The 13,202-nt window shown below is 54.9% G+C and carries 11 protein-coding genes; 5 read left to right on the top strand and 6 right to left on the bottom strand.

Annotated elements, in window-relative coordinates:
* The first annotated feature begins 122 nt into the window (after positions 1 to 122).
* Positions 123 to 2,696 (top strand): DNA mismatch repair protein MutS, encoded by a 2,574-nt coding sequence (gene mutS / locus GJV52_RS05860; RefSeq protein WP_100562758.1) that lies wholly within the window; start codon positions 123 to 125, stop codon positions 2,694 to 2,696.
* Between the two features lie 93 nt (positions 2,697 to 2,789).
* Complete coding sequence (locus GJV52_RS05855) at positions 2,790 to 4,466, top strand: purine-cytosine permease family protein (protein WP_095502645.1); 1,677 nt, start codon at positions 2,790 to 2,792, stop codon at positions 4,464 to 4,466.
* Positions 4,467 to 4,660: 194 nt separating this feature from the next.
* Here the strand turns inward: GJV52_RS05855 and GJV52_RS05850 are convergent, their stop codons facing one another.
* The 3 genes from GJV52_RS05850 to lldD all read right to left on the bottom strand — a co-directional run bounded on the left by GJV52_RS05850 (position 4,661) and on the right by lldD (position 8,392).
* Positions 4,661 to 5,578, bottom strand: coding sequence for a c-type cytochrome (locus GJV52_RS05850; RefSeq protein ID WP_095502643.1), 918 nt, complete (start codon positions 5,576 to 5,578; stop codon positions 4,661 to 4,663).
* Positions 5,571 to 6,926 carry a c-type cytochrome gene (locus GJV52_RS05845; protein WP_100562757.1) on the bottom strand — a complete coding sequence of 452 codons (1,356 nt, stop codon included), beginning with the start codon at positions 6,924 to 6,926 and terminating at the stop codon, positions 5,571 to 5,573. Before GJV52_RS05845 ends, GJV52_RS05850 begins: the two co-directional genes overlap by 8 nt.
* Before the next feature lie 278 nt (positions 6,927 to 7,204).
* The gene (gene lldD / locus GJV52_RS05840) at positions 7,205 to 8,392 is read right to left on the bottom strand and encodes an FMN-dependent L-lactate dehydrogenase LldD (RefSeq protein WP_100562755.1); all 1,188 of its coding nucleotides are present in this window, start codon (positions 8,390 to 8,392) and stop codon (positions 7,205 to 7,207) included.
* A gap of 470 nt (positions 8,393 to 8,862) precedes the next feature.
* On the opposite strand from lldD, the gene GJV52_RS05835 reads away from it, so the two are divergent.
* The 3 genes from GJV52_RS05835 to GJV52_RS05825 all read left to right on the top strand — a co-directional run bounded on the left by GJV52_RS05835 (position 8,863) and on the right by GJV52_RS05825 (position 10,775).
* Positions 8,863 to 9,396 carry a phosphatase PAP2 family protein gene (locus GJV52_RS05835; protein ID WP_100562753.1) on the top strand — a complete coding sequence of 178 codons (534 nt, stop codon included), beginning with the start codon at positions 8,863 to 8,865 and terminating at the stop codon, positions 9,394 to 9,396.
* A 4-nt stretch (positions 9,397 to 9,400) separates the two neighbouring features.
* Complete coding sequence (locus GJV52_RS05830; protein ID WP_100562751.1) at positions 9,401 to 10,417, top strand: glycosyltransferase family protein; 1,017 nt, start codon at positions 9,401 to 9,403, stop codon at positions 10,415 to 10,417.
* A gap of 109 nt (positions 10,418 to 10,526) precedes the next feature.
* Positions 10,527 to 10,775 (top strand): BolA family protein, encoded by a 249-nt coding sequence (locus GJV52_RS05825; RefSeq protein WP_095502638.1) that lies wholly within the window; start codon positions 10,527 to 10,529, stop codon positions 10,773 to 10,775.
* A 236-nt stretch (positions 10,776 to 11,011) separates the two neighbouring features.
* Here GJV52_RS05825 and GJV52_RS05820 read toward each other — a convergent pair whose 3' ends face one another.
* From GJV52_RS05820 to GJV52_RS05810, 3 genes are read right to left on the bottom strand one after another with little or no spacing between them, the layout of a single operon-like run.
* Entirely contained in the window at positions 11,012 to 11,887 is an 876-nt protein-coding gene (locus GJV52_RS05820) for an ATP-grasp domain-containing protein (protein ID WP_100562750.1), read from the bottom strand.
* A gap of 54 nt (positions 11,888 to 11,941) precedes the next feature.
* Positions 11,942 to 12,373: a pseudoazurin gene (locus GJV52_RS05815; protein ID WP_100562748.1), complete on the bottom strand. Its 432-nt coding sequence runs from the start codon at positions 12,371 to 12,373 to the stop codon at positions 11,942 to 11,944.
* A 30-nt stretch (positions 12,374 to 12,403) separates the two neighbouring features.
* The gene (locus GJV52_RS05810) at positions 12,404 to 13,198 is read right to left on the bottom strand and encodes an ABC transporter ATP-binding protein (protein WP_095503558.1); all 795 of its coding nucleotides are present in this window, start codon (positions 13,196 to 13,198) and stop codon (positions 12,404 to 12,406) included.
* Positions 13,199 to 13,202 lie beyond the last annotated feature (4 nt).

Here is a 13,202-nt window from a genome sequence, read left to right as displayed (position 1 = left end):
TTTGAATCGAAAGGCCGTCTGAAAAGCATCTGTTGCTTTTCAGACGGCCTTTTTCCCGTAAAAACCCTGTTTTTTGTTACAATACGCCATTCCCTTAACCCACATTTCACAAGGCTTTTTCCATGAGCAAACCCACCGTTTCGCCGATGATGCAGCAATATCTCGGCATCAAATCGCAACATGCCGACAAATTGGTTTTCTACCGCATGGGCGATTTTTACGAGCTGTTTTTCGATGATGCGGTGGAAGCGGCCAAGCTGTTAGACATCACGCTCACCACGCGTGGGCAGATGGAAGGTGAGCCGATTAAAATGGCCGGTGTGCCGTTTCATGCTGCCGAGCAATATTTGGCGCGTTTGGTGAAAATGGGCAAAAGCGTGGCGATTTGCGAGCAGGTCGGCGAAGTGGGGGCAACAAAAGGGCCGGTGGAACGCAAAGTGGTACGCATTGTCACCCCCGGCACGCTCACCGATTCGGCCTTTTTGGAAGACAAAGAAACCAACCGCATTGTGGCGGTCAACCACAGCAAAAAACACATCGGCTTGGCGTGGGCATCGTTGCAAAGCGGCGAATTTAAAGTGAAGCAAGTCGATGCGGCGCAGTTGGCCGACGAATTGGCGCGCTTGCAGGCGGCGGAAATTCTGCTGGCCGACGGTCAAAACCTGCCGCCTTTGGAAAACGCCAACCTCACGCGCCTGAATGCGTGGCAGTTTGCGCCCGACACGGCGGTGAAGCTGTTGACCGATTATTTCGGCAGCCAAGATTTGCGCGGTTTCGGCTTGGAAACCGACGAACACGCCGCGGCGATTGGGGCGGCCGGTGCGCTCATCAACTATATCCGCCTCACGCAAAACCTGATGCCGCAACACCTTGACGGCTTATCCCTAGAAACCGACAGCCAGTTTATCGGCATGGACGCAGCCACCCGCCGCAATCTGGAAATCACCCAAACCTTAAACGGCAAAAAAGCGCCGACCTTGATGTCGACGCTCGACCGCTGCGCCACCCACATGGGCAGCCGTTTATTGGCGATGTGGCTGCACCACCCTTTGCGCAACCGCGACCACATCCGCGCGCGTCAACAGGCTGTGTCTGCCTTGGCCGAGCAGTTTGCCCCTATTCAAGGCCGTCTGAAAAACATTGCCGACATCGAACGCATCGCCGCGCGCGTGGCGGTGGGCAATGCCCGCCCGCGCGATTTGGCCGCGCTGCGCGACAGCTTGTTTGAATTGGCCAAACTGGAATTGACCACCGAAGGCAGCAGCCTGTTGGAAACGCTGCAAAACGTATTCCCCGCCACCCTGCCCATAGCCGAGCAATTACAGGCGGCGATTTTGCCCGAACCTGCGGTCTGGCTGCGCGACGGCGGCGTGATGAACCACGGTTTTCATGCCGAATTAGACGAATTGCGCCACATTCAAAACCACGGCGACGAATTTCTGCTGGCTTTGGAAACACGCGAACGCGAGCGCACGGGTTTGTCCACTTTAAAAGTCGAGTTCAACCGCGTGCACGGCTTTTACATCGAATTATCCAAAGTGCAGGCCGAACAAGCGCCTGCCGACTACCAACGCCGCCAAACGCTGAAAAATGCCGAGCGTTTCATCACGCCGGAATTGAAAGCGTTTGAAGACAAAGTCTTGACCGCGCAAGAGCAAGCGCTGGCTTTGGAAAAACAGCTCTTTGAAACCCTGCTCAAAGAGATTCAGACAGCCTTGTCGCAGCTGCAAAAAGCCGCCAAAGCCGCTGCCGCGCTCGATGTGTTGGCCACCTTTGCCGCACTCGCACACACACGCCGCTTTGTCTGCCCCGAATTTGCCGATTATCCGGTGTTGGAAATCGACGGCGGCCGCCACCCTGTAGTGGAAGAGCAGGTGCGCCACTTCACACCCAACCACACCCGTTTCGACCACAAACACCGCCTGATGCTGCTCACCGGCCCGAATATGGGCGGTAAATCGACCTATATGCGCCAAGTCGCGCTGATTACCCTGCTCGCCCACACCGGCTGCTTCGTGCCGGCTGAAGCGGCCAAAATAGGCCCCATCGACCGCATTTTCACGCGCATCGGCGCCAGCGACGATCTGGCTTCCAACCGCTCGACCTTTATGGTGGAAATGAGCGAAACCGCCTACATCCTGCACCACGCCACCGAGCAATCATTGGTGTTGATGGACGAAGTCGGCCGCGGCACCTCCACCTTCGACGGCCTCGCCCTTGCGCAAGCCATCGCCGAACATTTGCTGCAGAAAAACAAATCGTTCAGCCTGTTTGCCACCCATTATTTCGAACTCACCCGCCTGCCCGAAGTCCATGCCAGCGCGGTGAATATGCACCTTTCTGCGTTGGAGCAGGGGCAGGACATTGTGTTTTTACACGAAATCCAGCCCGGCCCCGCCAGTAAAAGCTACGGTATCGCCGTGGCCAAACTCGCCGGCCTGCCCACCCGAGCCCTCAAAGCCGCGCAAAAACATTTGTCCGATTTGGAAACACAAGCCGCTGCCCAGCAACCGCAAATGGATATTTTCCAAGCCATGCCGTCTGAAGCGGATGATGTTGAAACTGAGGCGTTCCTTACTGAAAGGCCGTCTGAAAACCCGAGCGAATTGCTGGCCGCTTTGGCCGAAATCAACCCTGACAACCTATCGCCGCGCGAAGCCTTGGATGCGCTTTACCGCTTGAAAGATTTGATTTAAGGTAATATAACAGGCCGTCTGAAAAACAGTTTTCAGACGGCCTGTAGCTTATAATCATCACCATAATTTAATGTCTGAACACACACCGCAAACATGATAAAAAATCAATCTACTCACACCCATGCTGCCGAACACGACGGCGAATTTTCCCATACCCGCGTGCCTGTCGACCGCTTGCTCGGGCGCAGCCATTTTGCCGCCGCCTACAGCAGCGAACACATCGCAGGCGGCGAATTTGTCGTCGGCGCGGCGTTTGCCGCTTGGGGTGCATCACCGGCGACAGTTGTATTAGGGCTGCTGATCGGCAATTTGGCGGCGGTGTTGAGCTGGGCATTGGTATGCGCGCCGGTGGCGGTGCGTTCGCGGCTGACGCTGTATCAATACTTGGAACGCGTGGCCGGCCGTCGCTTGGTGTTTTTCTACAATTTGATGAGCGGCTTGATTTTCGCCGTGATTGCCGGCGGCATGATGACGATTTCCGCCGCTGCTATCCGCGGCTTAACCGATGCGCCGCCGCAGGTGCTGTGGTATCCGACCAGCGGCGTATTTGTCGCGGCGGTATTGCTGATTGGTTTGGCGACGGTGTGGATTGCGTTGCGCGGTTTTGCACGCGTGACCAAGTTTGCCAAAATCTGCGCGCCGTGGCTGTTTGCCGTTTTTGCCGTGTGCGGATTGGCGGCTTGGCCTTATCTGACGGCCATCGGCAGCGCGCAGGGGTTGGACGGTTATGAAACGCTGCAACGCTATGTGTGGACAGGCAACACGCCCGACGGCAGCCCGTCGTTGACCATTTGGCAGATTGCCGCTTTCGCATGGGGGCTGAACCTGCCGCTGCATTTGGGCATGGGCGATTTGAGCACGCTGCGTTTCGCGCGCAAACCGGGCTACGGCGCATTTTCCGCCTTTGCCGCATACGGCGGCCATTTTGTCGCGTGGCTGACTGCCGGTATGCTCGGTGCGGCCAGCGCGGCTTTGCTGCAAACCGACATCGGCAAGCTCGACATCGGCGGCGTGGTCGTGCCGGTGCTGGGCATAGCGGGCACCGCAGCCGTGGTAGTGGCTTCGTTTACCACCGCCGCACCCAGCCTGTACCGCGCAGGCTTGGCCTTTCACGCCTTTTTGCCGCGTTGGTCGCTGGCGAAAACCACTGCCGTGGTCGGCGCCGTCACCACGCTGATTGCCTGTTTGCCGCTGATTTTCCTGAAATGGCTGGATTTGATGGCCTATTTCAATATTCTCACCGCGCCCGTGGGCGCGGTTATCGCCGCCGAACATTTTATCCTGCCCAAGCTCGGTATCGCCCCGTTTTGGCGCCACGGCCGCCGCGACCAAAACAACCGCGCCGCCTGGTCGGTGTGGGTGTGCGGCATGGCCTTGGCCGCGGTGTTGCTGGCTGCCGGTATGCACTTGTTTACCGTGTTCATCCCCTTATGGGCGGCGTGTTTGCTGCTGTACACCTTTTTGACCTACCAACAGGCACCGCAAAGCAACAGGCCGTCTGAACGCCTGTATCACGATGCCTACGGCAGTGATGATGTGCGGTTAACCACCCGCGCGCAACCGGCAAAAACCACAGCATCCCAACGCCGCCACCCACTGCTTTACGGTGCCGCCGCCAGCCTGCTGATGATGATGGCCAGCTGCGGCATGCTCTATCTGCCGTCATCACCGCAACAATACACCACCGCCTTCCAATGGCTTCTGGCCGTGTTCTCGGCAGCTTATTTCATTCAGACGGCCTTGTGGGTGAAAGTGTCGGGGAAACAATAAATAGTAAAAGGCCGTCTGAAAAATTATCTTTCAGACGGCCTAAGACCTTTGCAAAATCCCCATCTTTGGCACATTTCTTCGTTATGCGCTGCTCGAAAGCTTGCCTATCTAAGTGATATGTCTGCGCTTTCTGCGCTGCTATAACTTTGAACTGCACTCAAATCTAGGGTTTTGCAAAGGTCTCGGCCTAATCATCAATAACGTGCATCTTTCGGCTTACCGCCATTCGGCCAATCATTCACCTTGCCGGCAAAATCAGGACGCGGCTGATGGGTAAAATATTCGGCAATGTCCACCGCATCTTGGTCACTCAATACACCGCCCTCGCCCCACATGCCATGTGTTTGCACACCCATCGGCATAGCGGCTTTGATAAACGCGGCGGCTTTATAGGTTCGCGCCATGCCTGCGCCGATATTGAACGATTCGTCGCCCCACAGCGGCGGAAACGCATATTGCCCCAAACCGTCTTTTTTACCTTCGCCATTGCTGCCGTGGCAGGCGGCGCAATGTTGGGCGTAAAGCGTTTTGCCGCGCACAGGATCCGGCACCAGATTGGTGTCGATATCGACCGCGTTTTGAATATCCACACGCTGCCCTTTCGGCACGCCTTGCCCCATCCATTTGATATAGGCAATCATGGCCTGCATTTCTTCGCCGTCTTTAGGCAGCGGTTTGCCGTTCATCGAGCGTTGGAAACAGCCGTTAATCCGCCCGACCAAATCAATTTCTTTACCCGGGCGCGGCATCACGCGCGGATAAGAATTGTAGGTATTGATATACGGATTGCCGCCCGGCACTTTTCCTTGTGCGATATGGCAGCTGCTGCAGTTCATATGGCTGCCCACATGCTGCGGCAACAGGCGCTTGGTCTCATTCATTAAACGCTGACCATAGCGGATTTGCGCGGCATTGGGTTGTTTGTCGATATCGTCATCAGAAGGCACGGTGTATTCGCCCACTACTTTTTTATCCGCACCTTTACCGGTCACAATCGGATAGGTTTGCGCTTGGGTAGTGGCGCCGTTGTGCGCGGTTTCGGCAGCGGGTTGGCCGCATGCAGACAAAACCAATCCCGACAATACGGCAGCCCAAAGGATAGATTTATTCATGATGCGCTCCTTGTTGGTGATGGGCCGGCACGATATTCGGTGCCTTGCTGTTGACGAACCGGCGGATTTCCGCCACTTCTTTGCGGCTGATTTCCGGTGCTTGGTTGTGCCAACCGTTGCGCACGAAATTCACCAAATCCGCTACATCATCATCACTCAAATGCTTAAAGGCCGGCATACTGAAGGTCATGACATCATGTCGGGTATGCGGCGAACGGCCGCCTTCCAGCGTCACCTGAATCACCGACTGCGCTTGTTGCGAATACACGGCGCTGTTGCGGTTGAGTGCCGGGAAAATTCTGGCTACGCCGTTGCCGTCGGCGCGATGACAGGCCATGCAGTGTTCCGCATACAATAAGGCACCGCGGTTGGCGTATTGCCCGCTGCGCAGCATATCAGTCGTGGTATCCGGTTTGTCGGCCAGCTTGGTTTCCTGATTGGCGGCGGCAGGCAGCGTTTTCAAATATTCCGCCATTGATGCGATGTCTTCATCGTTCCAATATTGGGTGCTGTGTTCCACCACTTCGGCCATCGCGCCAAAAGCCGCGCTGCGGTCGGTGCGGCCGCTTTTGAAGAATTCGGCCAACTCTTCCGCGCTCCACGAAGCCAAACCACGGGCATCGCCGCGCAAGCTTTTTGCGCGCCAGCCGTCAATCACCGCGCCGCTTAAGAAATGCGTGCCGTCTTCGCTCAAGGCTTTTTCCTGATACGCTACACCACGCGGTGTATGGCAGGCGCCGCAATGCCCTGCGCCTTCCACCAGATATTTACCGCGGTTCACACGGGCATTGCTTTCGGGCAGGCTGACAAATTCACGCTTGGGCGCAAACACCGCCTGCCAATAAGCCAGCGGCCAGCGCCAATTCAACACCGGCGCAATCGTGCTGTCAGCATTGGCTTGTTTGACCGGGGAAACGCCTTTCATAAAATAGGCATACATGGCTTGAATCTCTTCATCCGACATCACCACATAAGACGTATAAGGCATGGCTGGATAAAGCGGTTTGCTGTTAGGCGCGATACCGTGTTGCACGGCCGCCTTAAAATCGGCATAACTGTAAGAACCGATACCCGTTTCAGGGTCGGGGGTGATGTTGGTGCTGTAAATCGCGCCAATCGGTGTATGCATGGCCAAACCGCCTGCAAACGGTTGCCCTTGCGGTGCGGTGTGGCAGGCATAGCAATCCGCCAGCCGCGCCACATATTCACCGCGGCGGATTTGCGTATCGCTAAAATCAATCTCGTGCTGCACACTTTCGGTACGGTACGCATTCAATGCAAAACTGCCGCCATACGCCACACCAAGCGCAGCAAGAGCAAACCCTACTAATTTGGTCAGTTTGTTCATAACCGATCCTTCGCTGGTTGGATTGTCAGGAAGAAGCGTGAATCCAAATTACATTATCTATTTTATATATGTTTTTATTCTTATATCTTAATTGATAAATTAATCGAAATTGTATGTTTTGACAAGCCTATAAGTTGTAAAAAATAAAATTTTTTGATTTGACTCAATTCTTTAATGTCACATAAATGATTAACCGGCATAACCTGCAGACAACACAAGGCCGTCTGAAAGACAAACTTTCAGACGGCCTTTTCCTTCTTCTCAAACTACTAATTCAATTACTCACCACCCAACACTTCACGCAAAGCATTCGGGTTTTTCAGCACATTTTCCGCCTGTACCAAGCAATCGGCGGTGATTTCGCTGATGTTGCGGCAGCTGGTCAAGGTCATGGCGACGCGCATTTCTTTTTCAAACAGATTCAGCAGGTTGGCGACACCGGCTTCGCCGTCGGTCGCCAGCGCGTAGATAAAGGCGCGACCAATCATGGTGCAGTCGACGCCAAGAGCAATCATGCGCACCACGTCGAGGCCGTTGCGGATGCCCGAGTCGGCTAAGATTTTGATGTCGCCTTTCACGGCATCGGCAATGGCGGGCATGGCGCGGGCGGACGACAACACACCATCGAGCTGGCGGCCGCCGTGGTTGGACACGACAATGCCGTCGGCGCCGAATTTCACCGCATCTCGTGCATCATCGGGGTCGAGAATGCCCTTGATGATCATCGGGCCTTCCCAGAAATCGCGAATCCATTGCAAATCTTTCCACGAAATCGACGGATCGAAGTTGGCGCCGAGATAACCCATGTAGTCTTCCAAGCCAACGGCTTTGCCCATGTATTTGGAAATATTGCCCAAATCATGCGGTTTGCCGTGGATGCCGACATCGTATGCCCATTGCGGATGCAACACGGCTTGCAGGTAGCGGCGCATGGCGGCGTTGGGGCCGCTCATGCCGGAATGGGCATCGCGGTAGCGTGCGCCGGGGGTGGGCATATCGACGGTAAACACCAGTGTCGAGCAGCCGGCGGCTTTGGCGCGTTCCAAGGCGTTGGTCATAAAGCCGCGGTCTTTTAACACATAAAGCTGAAACCACATCGGCCGCTGAATCTGCGGCACCACTTCTTCAATTGGGCACACGGATACGGTCGACAAGGTAAACGGAATGCCTTTTTTGTCGGCAGCGCGCGCAGCCTGTACTTCACCGCGGCGGGCGTACATACCGGTCAGACCGACGGGCGACAGGGCGACGGGCATGGTCAGTTTTTCACCGAATAATTCAATGCCCAAATCCAGCTCGGACATATCGCGCAACACGCGTTGGCGCAGGGCGATGTCGGCCAAGTCGGACACATTGCGCTCCAGCGTGCGTTCGGCATAGGCACCGCCATCGATGTAGTGGAACAAAAATGGCGGCAGACGGCGGCGCGCGCCTTCGCGGTAATCACTTGCGGATGAAATAATCATAAATCGGCTCCGAAAACAGGGTTAAATAAATTTGATTGTGATTTTTATTTATTAAGAAACTCATTGTAATCGTTTTTGAGCGAAATTTCATCTGATGAGATGATTTTTAAGTTATCTCAGGCCGAGACCTTTGTAAAACTCCTTCAAAAGCTTGCACACACAAAACCGCCATCATTCCCGCGTAGGCGGGAATCCATTTTTAAGAATAACAAGCTTTTGAATAAAATAGGTTTCTTAGAGGCTACGATGGATTCCCGCCTACGCGGGAATGACGGCCTTTAGGGTTTTTATTGGTGGTTCTTGAGATTGTGCAAAGGTCTCGCCGTCTGAAAGAATCATCTACCTTTCAGACGGCCTGTCTCGCTTTGCCCACGCTGCATCATCACTTTTCAGCCTTGTCATGCTGCTGACACAATCTTTTGCCCATAATAAGGCCATAAATCAATGAGAAACCAAAAAAGGAGCGCCCCATGAAAACGCCGTCTGCCTTATTGAAAATTCACGGAATCGACACCGAATTATTGTTTTGGCTCAACCGCCACAGCCGCATCCGCGCCATCGGGTTCATCAGCCGCCAAATCTCGCGTTTGGGCGACGGGCCTTTGTATGCGGCGGTCGGTTTGATGGTTTGGCTTTGGGGCGGCGCAGCAGGAGCTGCCTTTTTTTACGCCGGTTTGGCCGCTTATGCCTTGGAATTGCCGTTGTATTGGGTGCTGAAAAACAGCATCCGCCGCGACCGGCCGAAAAAAGGCGTGCGCGATTTGAATGCGCTGATTACGCCTTCGGACAAATTCAGTTTTCCATCGGGGCACACCGCCGCTGCGTTTGTGTTCGCCACACTGATTGCGGCCTTTTTCCCGATGTTTGCGCCGGTGGCTTATGTGCTGGCAGTATTCATCGGTTTATCGCGCATTATGCTGGGCGTGCATTATCCTTCCGACATTGCCGCCGGTGCTGCCTTGGGCGTATTATGCGGCGAGACGGCGCTTTATGTGATGGGTTGAAAAAATGAAGATTTTGTATGGCGTACAAGCCACCGGCAACGGCCACATTACCCGCGCCCGCGCCATGCTGCCCGCGTTGCAGGCGCGGGGGATTGAAGTGGATTTTGTGTTCAGCGGTCGCGATAAAAACGCCTATTTTGATATGGAATGCTTCGGCGATTACCGCACCTTTCGCGGCTTCACCTACCGCATGCAGGAAGGCCGCGTGCGCTATTTCGACACCTTGGCCGATGCCCGCCCTTACCGCTTTGTGCAGGATGTGTTGGCCTTGGACACGCGCGCTTACAATTTGGTGCTGACCGATTTCGAACCCGTGAGCGCATGGGCGGCGCGGCGGCAGGGTGTGCGCTCGGTCGGTTTGGCGCACCAATATGCGCTCTTGTATCCGCTGGCCGATGTGCCACCACCACCGCTGCTGCCCTACGGTTTGAACGCCTTTGCCCCTGCCGACGATTATTTGGGCGTACATTGGCAATCATTCGGCCAACCGATTCTGCCGCCGCTGATTCAGGCCAATCCGCATCCGATTGACGATAAAGGCTTTGTGCTGGTGTATCTGCCGTTTGAAGATTTGGCGCAAGTGCAAGCATGGCTGCGTAGCGCACCGCAGCAGCGTTTTCGGATTTACGCGGCTGTGGATAACATGATTTCAGACGGCCTGATTGAAGTGCATCCTTTCTCACGCACCGCTTTTCCGCGCGACACCGCCGAATGCAGCGGCGTGATTTGCAATGCCGGCTTCGGCTTGTGCAGCGAAGTGATGGCGCTGGGCAAAAAATTACTGGTGCGACCGCTGGATAATCAAGTAGAACAAGTATCTAACGCCAAAATATTGCAAACCATGGCCGCTGCCGATGTGATGCATCACTTCGATGCCGACACCTTGCACCAATGGCTGCAACGCCCCAACCCCGCACCGATGCACTTTCCCGACACCGCCGCCGCAGTGGCCAATTGGCTGGCCGATGGCTGCCGCGAGCCTGTGGATAAAATGGTGGAAAACGTGTGGGCGCGTGGTTGATAACAGGCCGTCTGAATGGCACATTGAATATTCAGACGGCCTTTTATCATTCATTTCAAAAGATTATTCTGTATAATGTGCAGCCATCATCTGAACAAAGGAACACGCCATGTTAACCCCCGAACAAGTCAAAGCCATGATTGAAGCCGTGGCGCCATGCCAACACGTTGAAGTGGAAGGCGACGGCCACCATTTCTTTGCCGTGATTGTGTCATCCGCATTCGAAGGCAAAGCCCGTTTGGCGCGCCACCGCTTGATTAAAGACGGTTTGAAAGAAAAATTGGCCAGCAATGAATTGCACGCCCTGTCGATTTCCGTAGCCGCAACCCCTGAAGAATGGGCAGCAAAACAGGGGTAATTTTTGTGCAGAACAAAGGCCGTCTGAAAGCGTTATGCGTTTTCAGACGGCCTTTTGTTTATGGGACTTTAAAGCAAAATCATTGCTCATCACCAAGCCACCCTCTCCCTAGTCCTCTCCCGCCAGACGGGAGAGGGGATCAGTTGCTGGGATAGGTAAAATTGCTTTGCCAAATCCAATGCGGTTATTTTCTACACATTCGGCTTGAGTCAAAATCTCTTTCAGCCGCCACAACTTCACATCCCACGCTGAATGGCTTCAATCCGCGCCGCCACGGCTTCGGCAAAACGTGCAGTCGCCGGCTCGCAAGTGTGTAAATACAGCGCCGGTTCGATCAATTCCAATTCATTGAGCAGAAAAGTATCGCCGATAAGGGTGCCGTCCACCCGCGCATACAGCGGCATTGTGGGCAAGGTGCGCAACACGGCTTCGGCATTGGCGACGGCAAAATCGGGCGGATTCACCGGCAAGATGGTCACGCCGTAAGCGGAATTGGCGCGCCATTCGCCTTGTGGCGGCTGGCGGCGCACGGCGTGGCTGAAGCGGCCGTTGATACACACCAGCGAAGTTTCGCCTGCTTGTTCGATGTCGCGGATATAGGGCTGCACCATCAGGCCGTCTGAAATGTCGCTGTCTGCCCATGCTTCGCCCAACGCTTCCCCTGCACGGATTTTGCACACGCCTTTGCCGCTTTGGCCGATGGCGGGTTTCACCACGGCTTCAGGCCATTGTTTGCTGGACAGAATATCTTGCAAGGCTTGCCTGTGCGCTTCGCCAAACTGCCCGTCACACGGCAGAAATTCGGTCGGAATCACATTGATGCCCTGCGCGGCCAAATCGGTGAGATAGCGCTTGTTCATGTTCCAGCGCATGAGTTCGGGCGGATTGAGAAAATGCTGGCCGTTGCCGACGGCAGCATCTATCCATTGGGCAAACGAAGCCGGTTGGTCGGCATAGTCCCATGCGCACAAGGGCAGGATAAACGGCGTTTGCGGCGCGTTTTGCCAAGTGTCGAAATGGGTATCGATGCCGCGTTGCTGCAGGGCTTGCGCCAAGGGGATTAAGTTCGGCGGTGGTTCGGAATAGCAGCGGCAAGTGGTAATGGTGAGCATGGTTGGGTCTTTTGATGGTTAACAATACAAAAAAGGCGGGAAACCCGCCTTTGATTATTTTACTTGTTCCAAATATTTTTTCAGACGGCCTTTATTCTGCATGGCGCGTTTTTCCATTTCGTCCACCGCCGCTTGCGCTTGGGCTTTGTTAACCGGCTTGCCGACTTGAATCACGCCGCTCATGTTCATCATGCGGTGCGGCGGGCAGGTGTACACATACACGCCTTCTTTGGTCAGCTTCAGGGTAAATTCTTGATCTTCTTCCGACAAAAAGTTTTCCACACCTTCCGGCACGGCTTTGCTTTGCACCCAATGGCCTTTGTGGGTTGGCTTGAAGGTGACGGTATCGCCGACAGCGGCTTTAACAAAACCCGGCTCAAACACCATGCCGCCATCGGCACCGTTGTTGAGCATTTTTACTTCGTGGTTGGCGGCAAACGCGCTGACAGAAGCAGTCAGCAACAGGGCAAACAGGGATTTTTTCATTTCAGTTTCCTTTTTATGGATTCAAACACATTAAGCGGTAAAGGTTTGGCTGCTTTCAGACGGCCTGTTTCGTAAAGGGCGGATCACCGGTGCGCCGAAGCGGTCATACAATAATTCGACATCAACTTGATACAGCTGGCTGATTAATTCGGGCTGCAACACGTCTTTCGGCGCACCTTCGGCATGCACTTTGCCACCGCCGATTAACACGATGCCGTCTGAAAACTGCGCGGCCAAACTCAAATCGTGCAACACCATCAGCGTGGTCAGGCCGTTGGCGTGGGTGTAGTTGACCACGCGCTCAAGCAGGTTGATTTGATGGTGCATGTCCAGCGCGGACACAGGCTCATCGAGCAGCAGGATTTCCGGCCGGTGCATCATCACTTGGGCAAACATCACCAATTGCCGCTGGCCGCCGCTCAAGTTCATCACATCATGATGCGCCAGATGGGCAATGCCGAGCGATTCCATGATGCCGGCCGCTTCGTGCAGCATCTCGTCGCCAACATGCAGCCCCAAGCCGTCCATGCGGCCGAGCAGCACCACTTCCAAGGCGGTCAACGCGGCTTCGGCAAAAGTGTTTTGCGGCATATAGCCTATGCGTTTGCGCCAGCTTTGCAGGGTGAGTTTGCTCAAATGCTCGTCTTTGTAGCGGATGCTGCCTTGGTGCGCCACTTCGCCGAACAGGGTTTTCAGCAGCGATGATTTGCCCGTGCCGTTGGGGCCGAGGATGGTGTACACCTTGCCCGGCTCAAAGGCCAGATTGATTTGGTCGGCCACCACGAAACTGCCGCGGCGGATGTGTACGTTTTCAAGTTGAATCATTTCA

The sequence above is a fragment of the Neisseria brasiliensis genome (assembly GCF_009671065.1).
GTDB lineage: Bacteria > Pseudomonadota > Gammaproteobacteria > Burkholderiales > Neisseriaceae > Neisseria > Neisseria brasiliensis.
Note: the sequence above shows the minus strand (reverse complement) of the source record. Positions and strands in the feature narration are given on the sequence as shown.

Excerpts from the sequence above, each read along its gene's own strand:
- mutS (WP_100562758.1), top strand. The coding sequence starts at position 123 with ATGAGCAAACCCACCGTTTCGCCGATGATGCAGCAATATCTCGGCATC.
- GJV52_RS05855 (WP_095502645.1), top strand. The coding sequence starts at position 2,790 with ATGATAAAAAATCAATCTACTCACACCCATGCTGCCGAACACGACGGC.
- GJV52_RS05850 (WP_095502643.1), bottom strand. The coding sequence starts at position 5,578 with ATGAATAAATCTATCCTTTGGGCTGCCGTATTGTCGGGATTGGTTTTG.
- GJV52_RS05845 (WP_100562757.1), bottom strand. The coding sequence starts at position 6,926 with ATGAACAAACTGACCAAATTAGTAGGGTTTGCTCTTGCTGCGCTTGGT.
- lldD (WP_100562755.1), bottom strand. The coding sequence starts at position 8,392 with ATGATTATTTCATCCGCAAGTGATTACCGCGAAGGCGCGCGCCGCCGT.
- GJV52_RS05835 (WP_100562753.1), top strand. The coding sequence starts at position 8,863 with ATGAAAACGCCGTCTGCCTTATTGAAAATTCACGGAATCGACACCGAA.
- GJV52_RS05830 (WP_100562751.1), top strand. The coding sequence starts at position 9,401 with ATGAAGATTTTGTATGGCGTACAAGCCACCGGCAACGGCCACATTACC.
- GJV52_RS05825 (WP_095502638.1), top strand. The coding sequence starts at position 10,527 with ATGTTAACCCCCGAACAAGTCAAAGCCATGATTGAAGCCGTGGCGCCA.
- GJV52_RS05820 (WP_100562750.1), bottom strand. The coding sequence starts at position 11,887 with ATGCTCACCATTACCACTTGCCGCTGCTATTCCGAACCACCGCCGAAC.
- GJV52_RS05815 (WP_100562748.1), bottom strand. The coding sequence starts at position 12,373 with ATGAAAAAATCCCTGTTTGCCCTGTTGCTGACTGCTTCTGTCAGCGCG.
- GJV52_RS05810 (WP_095503558.1), bottom strand. The coding sequence starts at position 13,198 with ATGATTCAACTTGAAAACGTACACATCCGCCGCGGCAGTTTCGTGGTG.